The 21,960-nt window shown below is 65.8% G+C and carries 23 protein-coding genes and 1 tRNA gene; 5 read left to right on the top strand and 19 right to left on the bottom strand.

Annotated features, from left to right (window positions below; translation table 11 throughout):
* Positions 1–7 precede the first annotated feature (7 nt).
* Positions 8–83: transfer RNA gene (locus QGN31_RS23265), tRNA-Thr, on the bottom strand.
* A gap of 56 nt (positions 84–139) precedes the next feature.
* Positions 140–1,372 (bottom strand): DNA polymerase III subunit delta', encoded by a 1,233-nt coding sequence (locus tag QGN31_RS23270; RefSeq protein ID WP_085977582.1) that lies wholly within the window; start codon positions 1,370–1,372, stop codon positions 140–142.
* Positions 1,373–1,470: 98 nt separating this feature from the next.
* Between QGN31_RS23270 and QGN31_RS23275 the strand changes: the two genes are divergently transcribed.
* Positions 1,471–3,132, top strand: a complete 1,662-nt coding sequence (locus QGN31_RS23275; protein WP_085976420.1) for an adenylate/guanylate cyclase domain-containing protein — start codon at positions 1,471–1,473, stop codon at positions 3,130–3,132.
* Here the strand turns inward: QGN31_RS23275 and topA are convergent.
* The 3 genes from topA to cspA form a co-directional block, all read right to left on the bottom strand.
* Positions 3,129–5,942: a type I DNA topoisomerase gene (gene topA, locus QGN31_RS23280; RefSeq protein WP_014941198.1), complete on the bottom strand. Its 2,814-nt coding sequence runs from the start codon at positions 5,940–5,942 to the stop codon at positions 3,129–3,131. The two genes, QGN31_RS23275 and topA, sit on opposite strands and share 4 nt — an antisense overlap.
* 203 nt (positions 5,943–6,145) lie before the next feature.
* Positions 6,146–6,736, bottom strand: coding sequence for a hypothetical protein (locus QGN31_RS23285; RefSeq protein WP_014941197.1), 591 nt, complete (start codon positions 6,734–6,736; stop codon positions 6,146–6,148).
* A gap of 187 nt (positions 6,737–6,923) precedes the next feature.
* Positions 6,924–7,127, bottom strand: coding sequence for a cold shock protein CspA (gene cspA / locus QGN31_RS23290; RefSeq protein ID WP_007772268.1), 204 nt, complete (start codon positions 7,125–7,127; stop codon positions 6,924–6,926).
* Positions 7,128–7,386: 259 nt separating this feature from the next.
* On the opposite strand from cspA, the gene QGN31_RS23295 reads away from it, so the two are divergent.
* Positions 7,387–9,720 (top strand): DEAD/DEAH box helicase, encoded by a 2,334-nt coding sequence (locus QGN31_RS23295; protein ID WP_014941196.1) that lies wholly within the window; start codon positions 7,387–7,389, stop codon positions 9,718–9,720.
* A gap of 71 nt (positions 9,721–9,791) precedes the next feature.
* The gene (locus QGN31_RS23300; protein ID WP_014941195.1) at positions 9,792–10,817 is read left to right on the top strand and encodes a PAS domain-containing protein; all 1,026 of its coding nucleotides are present in this window, start codon (positions 9,792–9,794) and stop codon (positions 10,815–10,817) included.
* On the opposite strand, the gene QGN31_RS23305 is transcribed toward QGN31_RS23300, so the two are convergent.
* From QGN31_RS23305 to QGN31_RS23315, 3 genes are read right to left on the bottom strand one after another with little or no spacing between them, the layout of a single operon-like run.
* Positions 10,814–11,131, bottom strand: coding sequence for an Rv3654c family TadE-like protein (locus QGN31_RS23305; RefSeq protein ID WP_008263421.1), 318 nt, complete (start codon positions 11,129–11,131; stop codon positions 10,814–10,816). The genes QGN31_RS23300 and QGN31_RS23305 overlap by 4 nt on opposite strands.
* A gap of 19 nt (positions 11,132–11,150) precedes the next feature.
* Positions 11,151–11,438: a TadE family type IV pilus minor pilin gene (locus tag QGN31_RS23310; protein ID WP_026071053.1), complete on the bottom strand. Its 288-nt coding sequence runs from the start codon at positions 11,436–11,438 to the stop codon at positions 11,151–11,153.
* A gap of 35 nt (positions 11,439–11,473) precedes the next feature.
* The gene (locus tag QGN31_RS23315) at positions 11,474–11,602 is read right to left on the bottom strand and encodes a DUF4244 domain-containing protein (protein ID WP_326544711.1); all 129 of its coding nucleotides are present in this window, start codon (positions 11,600–11,602) and stop codon (positions 11,474–11,476) included.
* Between the two features lie 36 nt (positions 11,603–11,638).
* Here QGN31_RS23315 and QGN31_RS23320 point away from each other — a divergent pair, with 36 nt between their 5' ends.
* Positions 11,639–13,219, top strand: coding sequence for a recombinase family protein (locus tag QGN31_RS23320; protein ID WP_326544653.1), 1,581 nt, complete (start codon positions 11,639–11,641; stop codon positions 13,217–13,219).
* 36 nt (positions 13,220–13,255) lie between these two features.
* The gene (locus QGN31_RS23325; RefSeq protein WP_326544654.1) at positions 13,256–13,993 is read left to right on the top strand and encodes a hypothetical protein; all 738 of its coding nucleotides are present in this window, start codon (positions 13,256–13,258) and stop codon (positions 13,991–13,993) included.
* A gap of 1,157 nt (positions 13,994–15,150) precedes the next feature.
* Here the strand turns inward: QGN31_RS23325 and QGN31_RS23330 are convergent.
* The 11 genes from QGN31_RS23330 to QGN31_RS23380 all read right to left on the bottom strand — a co-directional run bounded on the left by QGN31_RS23330 (position 15,151) and on the right by QGN31_RS23380 (position 21,903).
* Entirely contained in the window at positions 15,151–15,801 is a 651-nt protein-coding gene (locus QGN31_RS23330) for a glycine-rich domain-containing protein (protein WP_326544655.1), read from the bottom strand.
* The gene (locus tag QGN31_RS23335) at positions 15,798–16,091 is read right to left on the bottom strand and encodes a hypothetical protein (protein ID WP_326544656.1); all 294 of its coding nucleotides are present in this window, start codon (positions 16,089–16,091) and stop codon (positions 15,798–15,800) included. The genes QGN31_RS23330 and QGN31_RS23335 overlap by 4 nt, the downstream gene beginning before the upstream one ends.
* 59 nt (positions 16,092–16,150) lie before the next feature.
* Positions 16,151–17,020, bottom strand: a complete 870-nt coding sequence (locus tag QGN31_RS23340) for a phage major capsid protein (protein WP_326544657.1) — start codon at positions 17,018–17,020, stop codon at positions 16,151–16,153.
* 348 nt (positions 17,021–17,368) lie between these two features.
* Entirely contained in the window at positions 17,369–17,824 is a 456-nt protein-coding gene (locus tag QGN31_RS23345; RefSeq protein ID WP_326544658.1) for a hypothetical protein, read from the bottom strand.
* A 226-nt stretch (positions 17,825–18,050) separates the two neighbouring features.
* Positions 18,051–18,215, bottom strand: coding sequence for a hypothetical protein (locus QGN31_RS23350; RefSeq protein WP_326544659.1), 165 nt, complete (start codon positions 18,213–18,215; stop codon positions 18,051–18,053).
* A gap of 61 nt (positions 18,216–18,276) precedes the next feature.
* Complete coding sequence (locus QGN31_RS23355; RefSeq protein ID WP_326544660.1) at positions 18,277–19,110, bottom strand: hypothetical protein; 834 nt, start codon at positions 19,108–19,110, stop codon at positions 18,277–18,279.
* A complete protein-coding gene (locus QGN31_RS23360; protein ID WP_326544661.1) occupies positions 19,094–19,261 on the bottom strand; it encodes a hypothetical protein in 168 nt (55 codons plus the stop codon). The genes QGN31_RS23355 and QGN31_RS23360 overlap by 17 nt, the downstream gene beginning before the upstream one ends.
* Complete coding sequence (locus QGN31_RS23365; RefSeq protein ID WP_326544662.1) at positions 19,258–19,452, bottom strand: hypothetical protein; 195 nt, start codon at positions 19,450–19,452, stop codon at positions 19,258–19,260. The genes QGN31_RS23360 and QGN31_RS23365 overlap by 4 nt, the downstream gene beginning before the upstream one ends.
* Positions 19,453–21,056: 1,604 nt before the next feature.
* Positions 21,057–21,356 carry a DUF732 domain-containing protein gene (locus tag QGN31_RS23370; protein ID WP_326544663.1) on the bottom strand — a complete coding sequence of 100 codons (300 nt, stop codon included), beginning with the start codon at positions 21,354–21,356 and terminating at the stop codon, positions 21,057–21,059.
* A gap of 8 nt (positions 21,357–21,364) precedes the next feature.
* A complete protein-coding gene (locus QGN31_RS23375) occupies positions 21,365–21,619 on the bottom strand; it encodes a hypothetical protein (RefSeq protein ID WP_326544664.1) in 255 nt (84 codons plus the stop codon).
* Positions 21,616–21,903 (bottom strand): hypothetical protein, encoded by a 288-nt coding sequence (locus tag QGN31_RS23380; RefSeq protein ID WP_326544665.1) that lies wholly within the window; start codon positions 21,901–21,903, stop codon positions 21,616–21,618. Before QGN31_RS23380 ends, QGN31_RS23375 begins: the two co-directional genes overlap by 4 nt.
* Positions 21,904–21,960: the final 57 nt, after the last annotated feature.

The raw sequence follows: 21,960 nt of genomic DNA on the forward strand, positions 1-21,960 counted from the left end.
GAAGAAATGGAGCCGCCTAGGAGAATCGAACTCCTGACCTATTCATTACGAGTGAATCGCTCTACCGACTGAGCTAAGGCGGCTGGTGCCCACACGCCGGGCGGCACGAGTCTACGGCAGGCGGGCGGGCACCACGAAATCAGTCGCGCGGTTCCTGGGCGCGCAGTTGCTGGCCGATCGTGGCGACCATGGCGTCGACGGCGAACTTCGGCTTGACGTTGATCGCCAGCGCCTCGCGGCACTCGAGGACCGCCTCGATGCAGCGCAGCAGCCGGTCGGGCGGGGCATGCGCGGCCAGCGCTGCGACCTTCTCGGCCATGTCCGGATGGTTGGCCCGCACCGCCCCGCCGTTCGCGGCGGCCAGGAGCGCATCCCGGAAATAGGTCGCCAGGTCGATCAGCGCCCGGTCCAGCGCGTCGCGCGAGGCCCGCGTCTGGCGCGACTTCTGCCGCCGCTCAAGGTCTTTGATCGCCCCGGCCGCGCCGCGCATCGCGCCCGCGGTGCCCTTGCCGGTGCCGCCGGCGCCGAGGGCCGTGCGCAGCTCCTCGGTCTCGGCCTCGGCGCGGTCCGCGGTCAGCACCACCGCCTCGGCCTCGGCCGCGGCCACCAACTCCTCGGCGGCGGCATAGGCCCGCGACGGGGTCGCGGCGTCGCGCACCAATCCCAGCGCCCGCTCCCGGCGCGCGCGGGCCTCCGGGTCGGTGGCCAGCCGGCGCGCCCGGCCCACGTGGCCGCCGCTGACCGACGCCGCCCAGTCCGCGGTTTCGGGACTCAGGCCGTCGCTGTCCACCAGCACCCGGGCGATCGCCTCGGTCGACGGCGTCACCAAAGCCACGTGCCGGCACCGCGACCGCAGCGTGATGGCGATGTCCTCGGGATCCACCGACGGCGCGCACAGCAGGAACACCGTCGACGGCGGCGGCTCCTCGACGACCTTCAGCAGCGCGTTGGCGGCGCCCTCGGTCAACCGGTCGGCGTCTTCGATCACCACGATCTGGCGATGCCCGGTGGCCGGGCGCCGCGACGCGATCTGCACGATCGCGCGCATCTCGTCGACGCCGATGGACAGGCCCTCGGGGATCACCCGGCGCACGTCGGCGTGCGTGCCGGCCATGGTCGTCGTGCACGCGTGGCAGCGCCCGCAGCCCGGGCCCCCGTCTTCGACGGTGGAGGTGCATTGCAGCGCGGCCGCGAAGCACAGCGCGGCCACCGAGCGCCCCGAGCCGGGCGGACCGGTGATCAGCCAGGCATGTGTCATAGTCCCGGCGCCCGCCTCGCTGTGGGCTGGGTCACCGCGGGAGGCTCTGGCGGCGGCGAGCAGCTCGGCCGTCACCGCGTCTTGGCCTACCAGCCGCGCAAACACCCCGGACATCATCGGTAACAGTAGACAGCCAGGCCGACAGATACCGATCGGCTACCGTACCGCGACCATTCCGTGACCTTTGCGGTCGTCGGGGCCCCCCGCGCGACCTGCCGAGATCGTTATTAAGTTTCCGGGACGTCGCCGCCGCCCGATACGGTGGGTTGGTGACTACGGCGGCGGCACTACCGGGGCGGATCAGCGCATTCGTCCGGTGGGTGGTGCGCACCCCGTGGCCGCTGTTCGCGCTGAGCATGTTGCAGGCCGACATCATCGGCGCGCTGTTCGTGCTCGGCTTCCTGCGCTACGGGTTGCCGCCGCAGGATCGCATCGAATTGCAGGACCTGCCGACGCTCAACCTGGCGATCTTCTCGAGCTCGTTGGTCGTGCTGTTCCTCGTCGGCGTCGTGGTCAACCTCAAGCTGCTGATGCCGGTCTTCCGCTGGCAGCGCCGGGACAACATGCTCGCCGAGACCGATCCGGTCGCCACCGAACTCGCCCGCAGCCGCGCGCTGCGCATGCCGTACTACCGCACCCTGAGCACGGTCGCGTACTGGTGCATCGGCGGCGTGGTGTTCATCGTGGCCAGCTGGTCGGTGGCCAAGTTCGCGGCGCCCGTCGTCTCGGTCGCCACCGCGCTGGGCGCCGCGGCCACCGCGATCATCGGCTACCTGCAATCCGAACGGGTGTTGCGGCCGGTCGCGGTCGCCGCCCTGCGCAGCGGGGTCCCGGAGAACGTCAAGGCGCCCGGCGTCATCCTGCGCCAGATCCTGACCTGGATGCTGTCCACGGCGGTGCCGCTGATGGCGATCGTGCTGGCCGTGGTGGCGGACAAGGCCTCGCTGCTGCACGCCGCGCCGGAGAGCCTGTTCAACCCTATCCTGTTGCTGGCGCTGACCGCGCTGGGCGTCGGGCTGATCAGCACCCTGCTGGTGGCCATGTCGATCGCCGACCCGCTGCGCCAGCTGCGCTGGGCCTTGAGCGAGGTGCAGCGCGGAAACTACAACGCGCACATGCAGATCTACGACGCCAGCGAGCTCGGCCTGCTGCAGGCGGGCTTCAACGACATGGTGCGCGACCTGTCCGAGCGGCAGCGGCTGCGCGACCTGTTCGGCCGCTACGTCGGGGAGGACGTCGCCCGCCGCGCGCTGGAGCGCGGCACCGAGCTGGGTGGGCAGGAGCGCGACGTCGCGGTGCTGTTCGTGGACCTGGTCGGCTCCACCCAGCTGGCCTCCACCCGTCCGCCCGCCGAGGTGGTCCACCTGCTCAACGAGTTCTTCCGGGTAGTGGTGGAAACCGTTGGCCGCCACGGCGGTTTCGTCAACAAGTTCCAGGGCGACGCCGCGCTGGCCATCTTCGGCGCGCCGATCGAGCACCCCGACTCACCGGGCGGGGCGCTGGCCGCCGCCCGGGAATTGCACGACGAGCTGCTCCCGGTGATCGGTTCGGCGGAGTTCGGCATCGGGGTGTCATCCGGGCGGGCCATCGCCGGCCACATCGGCGCGCAGGCCCGCTTCGAGTACACCGTGATCGGCGACCCGGTCAACGAGGCCGCCCGGCTGACCGAGCTGGCCAAGCTCGAGCCCGGCCACGTGCTCGCGTCGGCGATCGCCGTCAGCGGCGCGCTGGATGCCGAGGCCCTGTGCTGGGATGTCGGCGAGGTGGTCGAGCTGCGCGGCCGCAGGGCGCCCACCCAGCTGGCCCGGCCCGTGAAGCTGGCCGCCCCGGAAGAGGTTGCGCCGCAAGAGGTTTCCAGCGACGCGCGCGGCTAGCTACGCTTGGCGGTCTTCTTGGCGGCCGACTTCTTGGCCGGTGACTTGCGGGCGGCCTTCTTGGCGGGACGCTTCGCCGGGCCGCGGGCCCGGCGGTCGGCCAGCAGTTCGGCGGCCCGCTCGTCGGTGATCGACAGCACGTCGTCGCCCTTGCGCAGGCTCGCGTTGGTCTCGCCGTCGGTGACGTACGGCCCGAACCGGCCGTCCTTGATCACCATCGGCTTGCCGGTCGCGGGATCGGCGCCCAGCTCACGCAGCGGCGGCGCGGCGGCGCCCTGGCGGCCGCGACGCTTGGGCTCGGCGTAGATCTTCAACGCTTCCTCGAGGGTGATGTCGAACATCTGCTCCTCGGTGGCCAGCGAGCGAGAATCGGTGCCGCGCTTCAGGTATGGGCCGTAGCGGCCGTTCTGCGCGGTGATCTCCTCGCCGGATTCGGGGTCGACACCGACCACCCGGGGCAGCGACAGCAGCCGCAGCGCGTCCTCGAGCGTGACCGTCTGCAAATCCATGGTGCGCAGCAGCGACCCGGTGCGGGGTTTGGGACCGGTGGGCTTCTTGCCCTTCTTCGCGGGTGTGGCGCCGCCGTCGTCGTCGCCGGGTGGCGGCTCCGGCAGGACCTCGGCCACGTACGGGCCGTATCTGCCGTCCTTGGCGACGATTTCGTGGCCCGTCGCCGGGTCCACGCCCAGCACCCGTCCCTCCTGCGGCGTGGCGAACAGCTGCTCGGCCAGCTCGAGGGTCAATTCGTCGGGGGTCAGCGAGTCGTTGAGGTTGGCCCGCTGCGGCGTGCGCTCGCCGTCGTCTCCGGTCACCATGCGCTCCAGGTACGGCCCGTTCTTGCCCACCCGGACGTAGACGGGACGGCCCTGCTCGTCGTCAAAGAGCTTGATGGAGTTGACTTCTCGGGCGTCGATGCCTTCCAGGTTAACGCCGACGAGCTTCTTCAGGCCGCCGGACCGGGCCACCGAATCGGCCACCCCGTGCTCGCCGCCGAAGTAGAAGTTGTTGAGCCAGTCGGTGCGCCGCTCCTGGCCCGAGGCGATCGCGTCGAGCTCGTCCTCCATCGCGGCGGTGAAGTCGTAGTCGACCAGCCGGCCGAAATGCTGCTCCAGCAAACCGGTTACGGCGAACGCGACCCAGGACGGCACCAGGGCGCTGCCCTTCTTGTGCACGTAGCCACGGTCCTGGATGGTCTTGATGATGGACGAATACGTCGACGGGCGGCCGATGCCCAGTTCCTCGAGCGCCTTGACCAACGACGCCTCGGTATAGCGGGCCGGCGGGTTGGTGGCGTGGCCGTCGGGCGTGAGTTCGATGGCGTCCAGCCGCTGGCCCTGGGTGAGCTGCGGCAGCCGGCTCTCGGCGTCGTCGGCCTCGCCGCCGGCCAACTCGTCCACCGTCTCCACGTAGGCCTTCAGGAAGCCGGGGAACGTGATGGTCCGACCGCTGGCGGAGAACACCACTTGACGCTCGCCGGAGCGGCCCCCGATCCGCAGGCTCAGCGTGGTGCCGCGCGCGTCGGCCATCTGCGAGGCCACCGTGCGTTGCCAGATCAGCTCGTAGAGCCGGAATTCGTCGCCGTCGAGTTCGCGTCGCACCGCGTCCGGGGTGGCGAACGTCTCGCCGGCGGGCCGGATCGCCTCGTGCGCCTCCTGGGCGTTCTTCACCTTGCGGGTGTACTGGCGTGGGGACGGCGAGACGTACTCCTCGCCGTAGAGCTGACGCGCCTGGTTACGGGCGGCGTTGATCGCCGACTGCGACAACGTGGTCGAGTCGGTACGCATATAGGTGATGTAGCCGTTTTCGTAGAGCCGCTGGGCGATGCTCATGGTGCGTTCGGAGGAGAACCGCAGCTTGCGGCCGGCCTCCTGCTGCAGCGTCGACGTCATGAACGGCGCGTACGGCCGGCGCGTGTAGGGCTTCTCCTCGACCGAGGCGACGGACAGCTGGGCGCCGCGCAGCCCGGCGGCCAACTCGGTCGCGCTTGGTTCGTCGAGGATGGTGACCTCGTCGGCCTTGCGCAGCTGTCCCAGCGAGTCGAAGTCGCGTCCGGTGGCGACGCGCAGGCCGTCGACGTTGGTCAGCCGGGCGGAGAAGGTGGGCGGCGACGCCTGCGGGTCGGACACGCTGGCGTCGAGCTGGGCCACGATGTCCCAGTAGGACGCGCTGCGAAACGCCATGCGGTCGCGCTCGCGCTGCACAATGATCCGGGTGGCCACCGACTGGACCCGGCCCGCCGACAGCTTGGGCGCGACCTTCTTCCACAGCACCGGGCTGACCTCGTAGCCGTACAGGCGGTCCAGGATCCGGCGGGTCTCCTGCGCGTCGACGAGATCGATGTCGAGGTCGCGGGGATTTTCGGCGGCCTCCAGGATCGCCGGCTCGGTGATCTCGTGGAACACCATCCGCTTGACCGGGATGTTGGGCTTGAGGGTCTCCAGCAGGTGCCAGGCGATGGCTTCGCCCTCGCGGTCGCCATCCGTGGCGAGATAGAGCTCGTCGACGTCCTTGAGCAGGCCCTTGAGCTCGGTGACGGTGCTCTTCTTCTCCGGGCTGATGATGTAGAGCGGTTCGAAGTCGTGGTCGACGTTCACGCCCAGCCTGGCCCACGGCTCCGACTTGTACTTGGCGGGCACGTCGGCGGCGGCCCGGGGCAGGTCGCGGATGTGGCCGCGCGACGACTCGACGATGTAGCTGGAGCCCAGGTACCCGGCCAGTTTGCGCGCCTTGGTGGGCGACTCGACAATCACGAGTCGCCGGCGGCTTCCGTTGCCGCCGCCGGCACTGTCCTTCAGTTTCGGGTCAGCCAACTGCCCTTACGCTCCATCCCTGATTGGTCCCCCCTGCGAGACCACCTGCAGGAAGAATGACAGGTCGGCTTCGAAAATTCCGGTGAAATTCAGGTACGCGACCGTTCCTTCGCCCTGCGGCACCTGACAATTTCGCACCCTCGGGCGGGCCTACGCAAACCGACGCTCGACAACGCGGCGCGAAATCGCGCGTCGTCCGGTGGCTAAACCCGCGGCCACCGGGACAGCGCCTCGGCGCCGTCGGGCGGCTCCCCCACGTTCTCTACCAGGCGCGATAGCCTGCGGCGGCCGCTGATGCGCAGCGCCGGCCGGCCGCCGCGGGTGCCGATCAGCGTGGGCGCGATCCCGACGCGCATCAACGCCGACGCCAGCGGCGAGTGCGTGTCGGGCGCGTGGGGGTCCAGCGCCAGCAGGTAGTGCTCGCCCTCGGGGTTGCCGGCCGCCAGAGTCCACGCCCGCAGCTCGCGCGGGCCGGGCAGCCAGCGCGGCGGCACGGTCTTGACCGCGCCGCGCGTCCATTCGGCCGCCAGCGTGCTCAACGACGGGTCCACCGCCGTCCGCACCAGCGGGGTGTCTTCGTCGGTCCGGCCGACCTCGGCGGCCAGACCGGCCTCGCGGATCATGTCCGCCAGCGCGGCGGCCCGCCAGGGCGCGTCCACGACCACCGAAAGCCGAGCGCCCTGGGCCTCCGCACCGCCGACGGTGACGATCTGCCCGGACGCCGCCAGCACCCCCGAAAGATCGGCGACCGCGGGCGGCACCGACTCCGCGGTAAAGAAGGAAAGCTGGCTCACGCCATCCGACAGTAGGCCCTCTCGCCCATCCGCGTCTTGAGGCAATCGGCGCGGCGGCGCCGTGCCGATAGAACCGATAGAACCGATAGAACCGATAGAACCGATAGAACCGATAGAAAAAGGAAACCCCCCGGCTGGGCCCGCTGGGCGGGGCTGCACGGGGGGTGTCCGTTAGGTCTGCTCTTCCCTACAGGGAGCGGACTCCGGTGGCCTGGGGGCCCTTCGGGCTGTGGCCGATTTCGAACTCGACCTTCTGGTTCTCTTCGAGGGTGCGGAAGCCCGAACCCTGGATCTCCGTGTAGTGGACAAACACATCCGCGGAGCCGTCTTCGGGGGCAATGAACCCGAAGCCCTTCTCCGCGTTGAACCACTTCACAGTTCCCTGTGGCATCTCTCGATCTTTCCTTTTCTTCTGGGTGCGGGGCATCGCCTTTCGATGCCCCGGGCCTGGTACGACCGCCATACCTCGCTGAGTCGCCGGAACTTCACCCGACCGATTAACCTCGCAGGAACCGCGGCCGCAACGTCGATCCTGCGAAAGTTTGACACGAACACAGAAGCTGCGACCGCAATTAGTCAACCATGTTCATCGCGTCGGCGACAGACTTGTGTGTTTGCCCGATTCGAACAGCGATTCCGAGCGGGGTGAGATGGCGAGCTTCGGCAGTGAGCTGCTTGCCGCCGCGCTCGCCGGAACCGCGACGGACGAACGGCCGCTGCGCCACGTCGCCGAATTGCCACCGCGCAGTGGCCGGCCGCACGATTGGCCGGCGTGGGCCGAGCCCGACGTGGTCAAGGCGTTCGCCGACCGTGGGATCGCCGCGCCCTGGTCGCATCAGTTCGCGGCCGCGGAGTTGGCCTACGCGGGCCGCCACGTGGTGGTGAGCACCGGCACCGCGTCGGGCAAGTCGCTGGCCTATCAGCTTCCCGTCCTCAACGTGCTGGCGACCGATCCGCGGGCCCGGGTGCTCTACCTTTCGCCGACCAAGGCGCTGGGGCATGACCAGCTGCGGGCCGCGCACGCCCTGACCGCGGCGATTCCGCGGCTGCATGAACCCGGTTTTGCGGTGGCTCCCACCGCCTACGACGGCGACAGTCCCGCCGAGGTGCGCCGCTTCGCGCGGGAGCGCTCCCGCTGGTTGTTCTCCAACCCCGACATGATCCACTTGTCGATCCTGCGCAACCACGCTCGCTGGGCGGTGCTGTTGCGGGGTCTTCGCTTCGTGGTTGTCGACGAATGTCATTACTACCGTGGGGTGTTCGGCTCCAATGTGGCGATGGTGCTGCGCCGCTTGTTGCGGTTGTGCGCCCGCTATTCGAGCGTGCCGACGGTGATCTTCGCCAGCGCGACAACGGATTCCCCGGGTGCGACGGCCACCGAGCTCATCGGGCTGCCGGTGCAGGAGGTCACCAAAGACGGTTCACCCCAGGGGGCGCGGACCGTGGCCCTGTGGGAACCCGCGCTGCGGACCGACCTGGTCGGCGAGAACGGTGCACCGGTGCGCCGCTCGGCGGGCGCGGAGGCGGCGCGCGTCATGGCCGACCTGATCGCCGAGGGAGCGCAGACCCTGACCTTCGTGCGGTCGCGCCGCGCCGCGGAATTGACCGCGCTGGGCGCCCAGGCGCGGCTGGACGACATCGCCCCCGAGCTGTCCCGGACGGTGGCGTCGTATCGGGCCGGGTATCTCGCCGAGGACCGCACCGCGCTGGAGCGCGCCCTGGCCGAGGGCCGGTTGCGCGGGCTGGCCACCACCAATGCGCTGGAGTTGGGCGTCGACATCGCCGGGCTGGACGCGGTGGTGCTCGCCGGTTTTCCGGGCACCGTCGCCTCGTTCTGGCAGCAGGCCGGCCGCTCCGGGCGGCGCGGCCAGGGCGCGCTGGTGGTGCTGATCGCCCGGGACGATCCGCTGGACACGTACCTGGTACACAACCCGGCCGCGCTGCTGGACAAGCCGGTCGAGCGGGTCGTCATCGACCCGACGAACCCGTACATCCTGGGGCCGCAACTGCTCTGCGCGGCAACCGAACTGCCGCTGGGCGAGGCGGAGGTGCGCGAACTCGGCGCCACCGACGTCGCTGACGGCCTGGTCGATGACGGGCTGCTGCGGCGGCGAAGCGGAAAGTACTTTCCGGCGCCCGGCCTGGAACCGCATGCCGCGGTGGACATCCGGGGCTCGACGGGCGGGCAGATCGTCATCATCGAGGCCGACACCGGGCGGCTGTTGGGCAGCACCGACGTCGGCCGGGCACCGGCTTCGGTGCACCCGGGCGCGGTGTACCTGCATCAGGGCGAGAGCTACGTGGTGGACTCGCTGGACACCGAGGAGGGCATCGCCTTCGTCCACGCCGAGGACCCCGGTTATGCGACGTTCGCGCGGGAGCTCACCGACATCGTCGTCACCGGCACCGGTGAGCGTCTGGCCTTCGGGCCGGTCACGCTCGGGCTGGTCCCGGTCCGGGTCACCCACCGGGTGGTCGGCTACCTGCGCCGCCTGCTCTCCGGGGAGGTGATCGACTTCATCGAGTTGGACATGCCGGAGCACACCTTGGCCACCACCTCCGTGATGTACACCATCACCGAGGATGCGTTGCTGCGCAAGGGTATTGACGGCACGCGGATTCCCGGGTCATTGCATGCGGCCGAGCATGCCGCCATCGGGCTGCTGCCGTTGGTCGCCAGCTGCGACCGCGGCGACATCGGCGGCTTGTCCACCGCGGTGGGACCGGGTCCCGACGGGCTGCCCAGCGTCTTCGTCTACGACGGGTATCCGGGCGGCGCGGGATTCGCCGAACGGGGCTTCCGCCGGGCCCGCACGTGGCTCGCCGCGACGGCCGCCGCCATCGAGGCGTGCGAATGCCCCCGCGGGTGCCCGTCGTGCGTGCAGTCCCCCAAGTGCGGCAACGGCAACGACCCGCTCGACAAGGCCGGCGCGGTGCAGGTGCTGCGGCTGGTACTCGCGGAGCTGCCGCGGGAGTCACGCTGAGCACAGCGGCGAGGTCGCCCGCCGGTTCACCCGCTCCCACGGATCCGTCCCGTCGCCGTAAACTCAGCCGCATGGCCCACGACTGGTTGCTCGTGGAGACACTCGGGGGTGATCCCACCGTCGTGGCGCAGGGGCGCCAACTGAAGAATCTCGTCCCAATCACCACCTTCCTGCGCCGCAGCCCCTATCTCGCCGCGGTGCGAACGGCGATCGCCGAATCGGTCCAGACCGGACAGGCCCTGACCAGCATCACGCCCAAGCGCGATCGCATCATTCGCACCGAACCCGTGGTGATGTCCGACGGGCTCATCCACGGCGTGCACGTGTGGACCGGGCCGTCGGACATCGACCCACCCGAGCGTCCGATTCCGGGGCCGCTGAAGTGGGACCTGACCATGGGGGTGGCGACCGACACCCGCGAATCGCTGATCAATAGCGGCAAGAATCCCGAAGTCGAAGTCACCTTCGGCAGGGCTTTCGCCGAGGACCTTCCGTCCCGCGAGCTCAACCCGAACGAAACCAAGGTGCTCGCCATGGCGGTCAAGGCCAAGCCCGACCAAACGCTATGCAGCACCTGGGATCTCACTGACTGGCGAGGCAAGGCCATCCGGATAGGTTTCGTCGCGCGCACGATCTTGGAGCCGGGGCCCGACGGCCGGGAGCACCTGGTGGCGCGGGCGATCAATTGGCAATCCGAACTCAAGGGCCCGGCGGTGTCGACCGATGATCTGGCCCAACGGATCCTCAGCGGCCTCGCCCAGGCCGGGGTGCACCGCGCGCTGATCGACCTCAACAACTGGACCCTGTTGAAATGGCTCGACGAGCCCTGCACGTTTTATGACTGGCGCAGCAGCGAGACCGGAAAACCGCGGGTCCATCCCGACGATCAGGACGTGATGTCCACCATGACAAGGGAATTCGGCGGGGGCGCCACCAGTCGGGTGTTGCGGTTGCCCGGCCACGACGCGGATTGGGTGCCCGTGCACGTCACCGTCAACCGGGTCGAACTGGAGCCGGATACATACGCGGGGCTGGTCTCCCTGCGATTGCCCACCGACGACGAGCTGGCGGCCGCGGGGCTGCCGCAGACGCCCTAGCCATTTCGCCCGCCGGCGGGCCCCGCCCGCGCGGTGGCACGTGCCGTACCGGCGACGACGACCGGCACCCGCGCCGTGATGACGACATCGAGACCGTCGACCACGCAGCCGATGTCGTCGACCCGCATCGCGCGGGCGACGGCCGCGGCCTGGATGCAGGCCGCGGCGGATCCCGACGTCAGCCGCGCCGCAGCGGCCAGGGCGGCCAGGTCGGCCACCGCCTGTGCGCGGTGACGCGCCACCACCGCCGAGCCCAGGTAGCCGGCGACGCCGGTCGCCCAGAGCAGCACCACGACCATCCAGGCGGCGACCACCGTGGCCGACCCCCGATCGTCATGGCCGCTCGGCCGCGGCGACCGCGTTCGCGCCAATATCCAAGGCGGGCAGGAACTTCGAATGCGCGGCGACGGTGGCGACCAGGAAGTCGCCGTCGCGGTGCAGGTCGACCCGGGCGCCGGCGGGAGCGAGCCGGACCGCGGCGGCCACCGCGGAGCGTTCGTCGCCGCGGGCGGCCAGCCGGGCGGCCTCGCGGGCGGCGTCGATGCAGCGCACCTGCATCGAGACGGCGCTGACACCGGCCAGGCACAGTACCAGCACGACGACGAGCGAGGCGATGCCCAGCGCCGCCTCAACGGTGCTCGCGCCGGCACTGCCGGCTACACCTTGGTGTTGAGCGCACGGCCGATGATGTTGGTCAGCGCCGACACGATGGAATCGCCGGTGACCACCGCGTACAGCACCGCGCCGAACGCCGCCGCCGCGATGGTGCCGATGGCGTACGCGATAGCATCAAAATAACACCAGGGTGCTAAAGTGTCAACATGACGCTACGAGCCCTTGTCGTCATACGGCTGAGCCGTGTTACCGACGAGACCACCAGCCCTGAACGGCAGCGCGAAGCGTGCGAACAGCTCTGCCGCGAACGCGGATTCGAGATAGTCGACGTAGCCACAGATCTAGACGTGAGCGGTTCGGTGGACCCTTTCACCAGGCCGGTACTGGGTCGCTGGCTCGCAGAGCGACACGACAAGTTTGACACCATCGTCGCGTGGCGGGTGGATCGGCTGACCCGATCAATCCGGCACCTGAGACGACTGGTCGACTGGGCTGAGGATCATGGCAAGCTCATCGTGTCTGCGACTGAGCCACACTTCGACATGGCGAGCCCATTCGCAGCCGTGCTGATAGCGCTGCTCGGAACGGTAGCCGAGATGGAATTAGCAGCCATCTCGGAGCGCAACCGATCGGCTGCACGCCACAACATCAAGGCCGGCAAGTATCGGGGCGGGCTCCCGCCGTGGGGGTACGTTCCGGACAAGTCGTCAGGAGAGTGGCGACTCATCAAGGACGATGAGCAGGTTGTCGTTATCGAAGAGGTCGTAAAGCGGGTGTTGAGACGCGAGCCGCTGCGGTCTATCGCCCACGACTTAACCGAACGCGGCGTGCCCACACCTAAAGACTCGTTCGCCAAACGCCAGGGCCGCGAAGCGAAAGGCCTTGGGTGGTCTTCAGGTCGGCTGAAACAATCGCTAACGAGTGAAGCACTACTCGGGTACGCGATGTCCGGGGGACAACCCGTAAGGGCTGAGGATGGCTCTCCCATCATCCGGGCTGAGCCGATCCTCACCCGCGACAAGTTCGACAGGCTGCGAAAGGAACTGGAATCGCGGGAGAACCGCAAAGAGCCCTATGCCCGAACGACCGCGCTGCTGCTGCGGGTGATCTATTGCGGCTGCGGAAAGCAGATGTACTCACTCAAGGGTGGCAAGGGGCGGCAATACCGATACCGCTGCGCCAGTGCCCAGTACAAGACCAACTGCGGCGGTCCGTCGTGTTTGGCACCGGAAGCCGATCAGCTGGTTGAGACTTCGATACTGCAACTGCTCGGCGACAGCGAGCGACTAGAGAAGGAGTGGGACGCGGGTGACGACCACTCCGCTGAGCTTGCCGACGTTGACGCCGAACTGGCGGACCTCGCCGGCCAGCTCGGCACAGCTGCGTTCCGGCCCGGGACGCCGCAGCGGCTCAGGCTGAATGATCGCATCGAGAGGCTGTCTCAGAGACAAGCCGAGCTATCACGCGACGTTTCTAGACCTGCTGGCTGGGTATGGAGACCCACCGGCGAGAGGTTCGGCGACTGGTGGGCTTCTCAGGACGTTGTAGGCCGGAACGTGTGGCTGCGCGATGCTGGTGTGCGGCTGATCTTCGACGGCCGATACAACCTTGATCTAGGCGACGTCGAGACGATGACCAAGCAGCTTCAACCAGCGGGTGCCATCGCTGAGTATCAGCGGATGTTCGCAGCGATGACCGAAAGCGGCATCGCTGGAACTGAGATCAACGGAGATGACGTTGTGATCCATTACAGAGATGGGACTACCGAGCGGGTCACGTTGGCATAGGCGAACTTGTCGTACCCCGCGGATAGCATCGCGCCTATGGCAGTACGTACACGTGAACAACTTCTCGAACTGTTCGATGAACAGATCGACTACTTGGAGTCGTCCAACAAGTTGTTTGACGACGGGAAGATTGCCGAGGCGAAGCGGCTTGCCGTAACCCTGCGCGTCCTGTTCCACAACACCCGTAGATCTCACGCGTTGATCCATCAGTTGGGCTTCGATCAGACGCTCACGTGGGTGGCAACGTGTGGACTGCCCGACCCGAAAAACATGATGCCGCAATGGGGCCTAGTCACAATGGGAATGCGCCTCGAAACCAACGAGGTGTTTTTCGATCCTCGACTGGACGGCGGTGCAGCGACCAAGATTCGCACGAAGACGCTGCAGCTACCACGTGGGTCTCGCATCCTGCTAGACGAGTGGTGGACGAACCCGGTAGTCAAGGACGCGTCGCACGCGTTGTTTTCTCGGAAAGACTTCGTGCTTGCGCTGAGCAACAAGGAGGGTGGGGCACACGTCGACCCCGAGATCGACGAGGCGTACAACAGGATCGCACACCTGAACTCGATGGGGTGGACATTCTCCGTAACTCCCGAAGGCAACCGGGTCCTGACGAGCGCGCCCATTTCGCTCGATGGCAGCCCAACGGACGCAACAGTCGCGACCCTCGATCCCGATGAGGTTGCGCTGAGCAATCCGGTCCCGTTCATGGTTCGCCAAATCTCCCATGAGGTCGTGAAATCAGTTGAAGCCCAGCGAGACCGGATCAAGTGACAGCTGCTTATATCGTGAGCGTGTCCGATCCCTGCGTGTAAACATCCACGGTGTTCGGGTCCGTGCTGGGGGCCACATCGCCCCACGGGGGCGTGCGCTGCTTTTGCCTGATGTGGAGCTGTGCCCATTTCGCTTTTCCACTGGCCACCAACTGTTTTGCTTCCCATTCCTGCACGTTGGCCAGTTTGTTATCGGCTAAGAGCCAGATCATGTAGCCCCCGCCCGTGGGAATATATGTCGCTGTATAGCTCGGTTGCGTTGTCACAGCGTGGCTTTCCAATCGAGGTAGTCCTGGTACGTCGGGACAGCGGTCGGCGGGTACTTACCTGTCAGGATGGCCCTGTAGAAGTCAGCCATGGACGGCCCTGCTGGGGTGGCGGCAATATGTTGGCTTTTGCGTCTGGTCATTGGTTCCACCTTGCTTTGGCAGCCTTACGGGCTGCTTGGGTGCGACGGGAAGCCCCGTCTCCTGGTTCGTCGTTATCAGGTAGGCCAAGCCTGCCGAGAAGCTGAGCCAGCAGAGCCCGTTGGACTCGGGCCTCTGCGATGAACGGGGATATGACCGGCTGCCCCATCGAGCCCCGCACCGTCAGCGGGGCCTCATCGGCAGCCTCGTCTAACTCCGCGATGATGTCGGCCACTTTGCACGCTTCGCGTAGCACTTGGACCTTTCCGGGTTCGTCTTCGAAGTCGAAAACGTCGTCTATCGACTTCCACAAACGCTTGCCGGCAGGGCCTAAACCTGCTGGTGCGCGCATATTTCTCCGTTCTTACTGACTCTCAAAAAATGGGGGATGCGTTCGCATCGGATGTCGGTGGCGCATTACCTATCGGTCTTATGCGCGGGGGCAGGGTATACCCGGTAGGGGTGTGCGGGAGCCTGCCTACCCGGCAGGCGAGCAGCGAGCGGAGTGCCTACCCAAGGCAGGCAGTACCCACCTAGGACCTAGCCCAGAGGGCAGTGCCTAGCCATGCCCAGTGCCTACCCCTACCCCCACCCAGGGGGCAGGGCCTACCCACTACCCACCCCTGCCTAGTGGCAGGGCTACCCGACTAGGTGCGGGGTGCCACGGCTACGCGGTAAGCGCTGTGCCCCTTGCCTACTGGCCCCAGTGCCATACACGTCTAAGCGTGTAGACAGACACACGTACGACTTCTCAGTAGGCGTAGAACCATGCCGCACCAGGCGCTCCGTTACCGCCTGGGCCGGCGAAACCCGAACCGCCAGTGCCGCCACCGCCCGGGGCGTTGCCCGTAGCTCCGTAGGCAGAGTCGCTCGTTGCAGCGCCACCGACGTAGGGGTTGGGGTTGGCCCCGAAGGTCTTGTTGCCGGGGCTCAAGCCGCCTGTATTACCGACACCTCCGACGCCTGATCGGCCAGGACCTCCTGCTCCTGAGAGCGAGGTCATTCCTGTGGCCGTCGCGGTCGTCGCCGCGCCGGGGTTGCCTTTGTTAGCCGCGTGGGTACCGCCAGCACCTACGGTGCCGGTGATCTGCGTTATGCCCCAAGCGATGTCGACGCCTCGGACTAGCGTCACCGCGAGCCATAAGCCAGCCCCGCCACCTTCGCCTGCCAGGCCGAAGCCGCCGTTACTACCGCCAGCACCAGCTCCCAACAGGATCACGTCGATCTTCGAACAGCCAGCGGGGATGTTGTACGTGAAGGCCCCGGCTGTGGTGAAGATGGCTAGCTCCGGTGTGAACGGGGTCCACACCACCTGATTGCCAATGCTGATCTTGCTGACCGGGGTGTTGCCGACCGAGACGGATTGCACCGGCGCGAGCCAGTCAGCGACCGATATTGTCACGAGACCCGCCACATCTCTTCGGGAATACGCAACGAAGACACGTCAATACCTACCTCCCGGGCTGCCTGCCGGATACGGGTCAGCTCGTCGGTGTAGGCGCGGTGGTGGTACGCCATCTGCTCGGCGTGGTGTGCCAATCGCCCTGCGATGTCTGCGCCCAGATGCTCGTGGTACACACCAGCGCGGGCCGCCTCGCGGCGGATGAACTGGGTTACCGTTTCAGCTCGGACTTTGGTCATCGTTGTTTCGTCTCTTCTGTTTTGGTGGACAGCAGAAAGCCCCTCGGTCACTTGGACCGAGGGGCCTCCGCTATTAATGGCGGCGGGCTATTCAGTTATGGGACAAGCGATTACGCGTGGTCGAACAGACGGACCACGCCAGCCGGGTTGGTCACGCCGAAGTCGACACGAGCCACACCACGGACAGCAGTACCGTCCTGCTGGAATGCCGCCGACTTGTCGGTCACGATGGTCGTACCCTGACGCCGGACCGTGAAGACCTGCGCGGCGTCAACGATCCACGCCGCGGTCAGTGCGTCAACAGCGCGGCTGACGTAGACAGGAACACCGCCGATGGTGAAACCTGCGTAGCCGGCACGGCGCTGCTCATCGGCCAAGAGCTGATCCTGTACCAGATAGGAGTTGGCCCCCGTCTGTGTCTTCACCTGCCGCCACTGCAGCTCAACCGAAGGGTTGATGACAACAGCGGTCGGGTCCGCCCCGTGATCCTTGCTGAGCTTGATGCCCTGCAGGACGTGGTCGAACGTGGCGCTAGCGACAGCGATGTCGATGTAGCTGTAAGCCACAACGCCCAGCGGCAACTGGGGACCGTTGGTGACAGCCGACAGGCTGAAGAATGCCGCGTCGACTTTCTTCGCAATCGAACGGCCGATCGAGTTGCCGATCAGGTTGGCAATAGCCGGTTGGGTATCGGCCACCGACTCGTTCGACACGAGGGTGTACGCCTTGACGCCCTTCGGGGTCACCACCAGTTCGTCGGTGGTCGGATCATCGGCGTCGATCGTGTCCAGCTCGACGTACCAGTCCGAATCCACATCTGCGGTGAGCAGCGGGATGCGGATGGATTCCGTGCTGATATTCAGCGTGCTAGCGACAGCAGGGTTGAACGCGATCGAGTTCGACTCGATAACGGTGTCGACCAGCTTGCCGTACGATTCGGGCTTAAACGCCTGGTCAAGCCCGGAGTTGGTTGTAGACATTTGTGTTTCTCCTCGAAACATAAATGGCCCCAACCCTTTTGGTTGGAGCCGTGGATTCGAGGAAAGGCCACAGACCTTTTCCTATTGCCGCACAGCGGCTACGTGACTAACAAACTCGCCACAGACGGTTATCTGTCAGTCAAGACTTTTTGAAGCTGGGATTGGAACAATTCCGGCCTGACGCCGGTATTTGTGCGTTAACCTGCTACGTATGCTGAAGCGGATAATGCTTGCGGTGTTGTTCACTGCCGGCACGGTGACGTTAACGGGGTGTGGTCCGATTGCACTTGCCCCGTTGTGTACGCCAGATCCCCCGGCTGTCCTCTGCACTTATCCTTGACCAATCTTTTAACTTCTGAACAGGCCGGAAAAGGACGGTTGTGGTACTCCGCGACTGCCCAAACCCTGCGTGTGGTCAACGGCACGGGCGTTCGGTCGCAGACCGGGCCGGCTACCGAGGATCTCGGTCGCTAGTTGCTCCACGAGCTCGGGGTTAACGTCTCCGTTGTCGTCCAGAACATCGGCAACCGTCTTGCCGGACAGCGTGAAGATGTCCGCCGGGTTGCTCAGGTTCTTCGATGCGATCCGCTCGACTTCGCGGCTCAGCAGCGAGTCGATACGAGCCTGAGCCTCGGCCAGCGCGTCTCGGAACTCGTTTCTCTGAGTCCGGTACTTGGCTGCTTCCTGGTGGAGCTTGGAGCCTGTGTAGCCTTCAGAATCACCGTCCCCGGGGGTAACGGCTTCGGCTTCCGGGGCCTCGGCGGCATCGGTGGGGGCATCGCTGGGGTTCTCCGTTGTGGTCATGGTCTCTCTCATCTGTTCCGGTAGTGGTGCTGGTACAGAGCGCGGCGGCGCCCGTCTTCGGTCATGGCGGTAATCCCGGGAATGTGTCGCTCTAACTTTTCGAGCTTGTTGGGATCGCGGTACCAAGGCAGGTCTCCAGCGGCCTCGATCGTTGCGTTGTACGGCTCTGTCCGCTCTAAATACCGCTGAAACGCTGCCTCACGCTCAGCTTCGGTTAGATGGATCATCAGGCATCCGCCCATTGGGCGATGACGAGGCCGTCGAATAATCCAGGCGACCCGAGGCGGATGGTGGCTTTGTCCCAATCGGCGTGAAACGTGATCGGCTGACCGATCGGCTCATCGGACGGGTAATACGCGAGCGCGGTCAACGCTCGTTTTAATGGGTCCATGTTTTTCCTTCCATAAAAGAACCCGCCTGCCGGGGTTGGCAGACGGGCTATCGGTATTCGGTTATGCGGTCGCTGGTACAAACCACGGCTTAGTCGGCTCGCGCCACCACTTCGCCGGTAGACGACTCTTCCGGTCACCGGCGAAGAACCCGCCGCCGAAGTACTCGTCGGTGTACTTGTCGAGCAGCCGCCGCGCCGCTGGCCTCGTGATGGCCAGCTCGGCAGCAACCAGAGACACGGTCAGCTCAGTACCCATCGGCAGCGGTTCGACGTACTCGCGGAACCGAGCCTCGGGGTCACCTAAAGGTGGACATATATTCTTGCAAGTACATATGTCTACCTTCCCGGGCCTGTAGCACGTGTGGATGTGCCACAGCCGGGAGTGGCCGTAGACCCCGTCGTAGGACACGTTCAGCAAAAGCCCATCGCCCGCGGAACGCTGCCACCGTTCCATCACCTTTCGCGTGGCTTCAAGCGTGCGACCGCTGATGTCCGCGAGCTGACGCACCGAGGCGTTCACCGGGTTGTGCCCGGTGTTGATCGCATGCTGGACCAAGGCCAACGCATGCGCCTTATCTCGACGGGTCGACCCTTCGATGGCCTCGTAGAGTTCGGCCATCTTCTCGGCGAAGCCGGGCGGCGCAGAGCCGCCGGCTAGAGCCGGGTCGTACTTGTCCTCGGCATCCTGGTAGGTCTTCCGCAGACGCTTGGTTAGGTCGTTGCGCTGGTAGCCAATCCCGATTCCCGACGTCGACACGTAATCGACGTAGTCGTCCTCGGACAGATCGTGTCCGACGAACCACAGCGCAGCCGTGAAAGCACGGCTGTTGAAGTCGGAATTACCGTTGTAGGCGTTCTCGACCAGCTCGGCTATGTGGTCAGGTGGTCCGGGCATACTCGGTGCCTTTCAGGGCAACGTCGATCTCATCCCGGAGTGCGGCCAGCGCCGCAGCGTCGAACAGCAGGAACCGCGAAGTTCCTGCGGGTGATACTCGGTAGGTCAGCGTGTGACGTTCACGGTCCCAACGCTTTTCGATGGTGTTCATAAAGCGCGCAGCTCGGCCAGCTTGTTCTCAAGCTCAACGATGCGAACATCCGCGGCCTGGATGTCGGCACGGAGTTGATCCGCTTCCCTGCGTGCAGCCGACCGCTGCACCCGGTACCTCTCAGCTTCTCGGCGAAGCTCGATGATGTACCGCAGAACGTCATCAGGTAGGTCGGGTACATGAGTGGTCATCTTGTTTTCCTTTCGTAGGTTCAGCTGCCCATCCAAGGCAGCCACTTAAACGCCCTCACAAGCGATCTGAGGGCGTAACCCCATCGGGGTAGGGGTATATAATGTAGAGAGCCGGCCAAGGGCTCTCAGACGCTCTCAGGCGTTAAGAAGCTCTTGAAGGCGCCGAAACTTGGCGGCATCTTCGCGGCACCGGCGTTGGTAGTTGAGACTCATCCGGTTAGCGCACTTGCGGCACGTCCCGTTGGATGTGCGGTCCCTAGAGGTCTTGATCTCGTGGCCATGTCGGCAGATTGACATCGTTGGTTCCGATCCGGCGTCACAGACGCCCGTCGATTGGCAGCCTCTGGCTGCCGGGTGGATAGTCGAGCAGCGCCGCAGACGCTGTCGTATGTTGCCCCTCGCTATATGGGGAAGGGGCCGAAGAAAAGTGGCCCCGGCGCGCTGACACGGCATGGATCAGCGCACCGAGGCCAGAGCCACCGGGGGGAAGAACCCTGGTGGCGTTCTCACAAGGAGATCGGCGGGACCGAGGGTCACCGCCTTATCCACCCGCACTACCGGGTGGCTTCCACGCCGACGACCAAGCGGTCGAGCTGTGGTCTACGGGGGAAGTTTTGGGGGCCGCCAGGGAGAAGGTGCTCATGTCCTATCCCCCTCTCACCCTATAGTTATTGTCGAGTGACAGAAGTGCTGGTCAGGCGTTACAATCTTCGCCGGTATTGTAACGGCAGTTGGCCTCGTAGCACTCGCCCTCACCGTCGAAGTGGTAAAGCTCGAAGTGCTCTTCCGCTTCTTCATACCGTCGCAACCTTGCCTCTGCTGTCGCAGGGCCTGGCACTCCCTGGCGCGGAGGACTGCCACGGCGCTCGTATAGCCCTCGCCGGTAGTTCGCGGCGTAGCGCCGGTTCTGGTTTGCGGCGGACTGGTTCTTCGCCTCCCGGCACTCCACGCAGTACATAGGCCATCGCCCGCCTTTGCTCCCCCGGACAACCGCACGGGGCGGGTCCGGTCTGCGTGCGGTGACCAGCCGACCGCATGGCGGGCACGTACAAGACTGCTTCCGGCCCCCATGAGGTACCAGGCAGCTCCCGTCATGGACGATGACGTTCGGACACCTGCCGTAGTAGACCTTCATACCGCCAAACGCGATCACACATCCGTACTTGGTTTCCCACGTGCCAAAGGCGTCTGGATGTTCGTGCCGCCATTTGGCGAGCTTGGATTCGCTCACCGCGACCCGCTCGGTGTTGAGCTGGATGTCTGCACTGCCAGCCGCACCAACCCGGGGGCCGGCTGAGTACTCGTGACCGTCCCAGTTGCCTCTCATCAGTCGTCGCTGCCGTCTGGGTACCTGTGATTGCCACCGCCGTAGCTGGGGCCAGGCCCGTTGAACGGTGACTCCCCGTCCGGGCAGTACCCCGAAAAGTCAGGCCACGGGAGGAACTGCTGAGTTGAGTAGCAGTAGACGGGGTCCAGCGGAGCCGGTGCCCGTTGGAGTGCCACGGCTTTGCCGTGACCCGACGGCCCAAAGTCCGCGTAGGCCGGCGATGTCGGGGATGCCGAACATACGACCAGAAGCGTTGCGATGATGGCTTTCTTCAACATCATCGCCCCAACGTGTCTGGGCATAGCTCGTGCTGTGCGGCGTCGATGATTCCGTGGATGTCGAAGATCGTTGGGGTAGCCGCGATCTGATCCGGGGTTCTGCCCTCGTGCAGCTCTTGGCAGGCGGTGTTGCCCATCCAGAGCTGCTTGGACGGGTTGGAGATCCCGACGTTGATGTGATGCTCCTGGATGTACTGCAGGTAGGTGTTGGCGTCTGCGTGGGCCTGCGGCGCGAGCACCAAGGCTGCTAGGCAGGCGATGCCTGCCGTTGCCAAGCGCGGCGATGCGAGCACTGCCACGATGAGCCTCATCGTGCGGCCTCGTCCATCGGCACGATGTCGGGGTGGGGGCTGGCGATAAACCGGCACGCACAATCATCCACGTGCAGCGGCAAGGGCACCCCAAGTGCGGGCACTTTCGTCACCATCCCGCACCGCTCATCCTCAGTACCGGGAATCACCAGTAGAAGGCCGGAGTCCGCCAGCATGCTGATGAATAGACTTTCGCTGATTCCCAACTCGTTCGCGGCATCAGCGATTCCGACTATCTCAATCCCGGTCATCGCAGGGGAGCCTTTAAAGTCACGTCACCTGTGAAGGTGACGACTATTTTCCGGTACTCATAGCTGCCCTCGGGACTGCCCGTCGCTTTGCGAAGCTCCAATAGCCCGAACTTCACTAGTTGCTGTACCGACGTGCTCTCGGCTTCGTTATCACTAATCAAGCCGATGTTGGAAGTAGGCAGGTGCTGCGCTGCCAGGACGTGTTGACGGTTTGTGTCGGGGTGCTTATCTACTGAGCGCACCCACTTGTCTTGCTCATCGCCGTTACCGGTGAACTTCTCCATGTTGTTTCCTCTCTCAGGTTGACGCTGGCACATCGGGTGTCAGCGGATCGGTGCTTT

Source organism: Mycobacterium sp. 2-64, assembly GCF_035918375.1.
GTDB lineage: Bacteria > Actinomycetota > Actinomycetes > Mycobacteriales > Mycobacteriaceae > Mycobacterium > Mycobacterium intracellulare.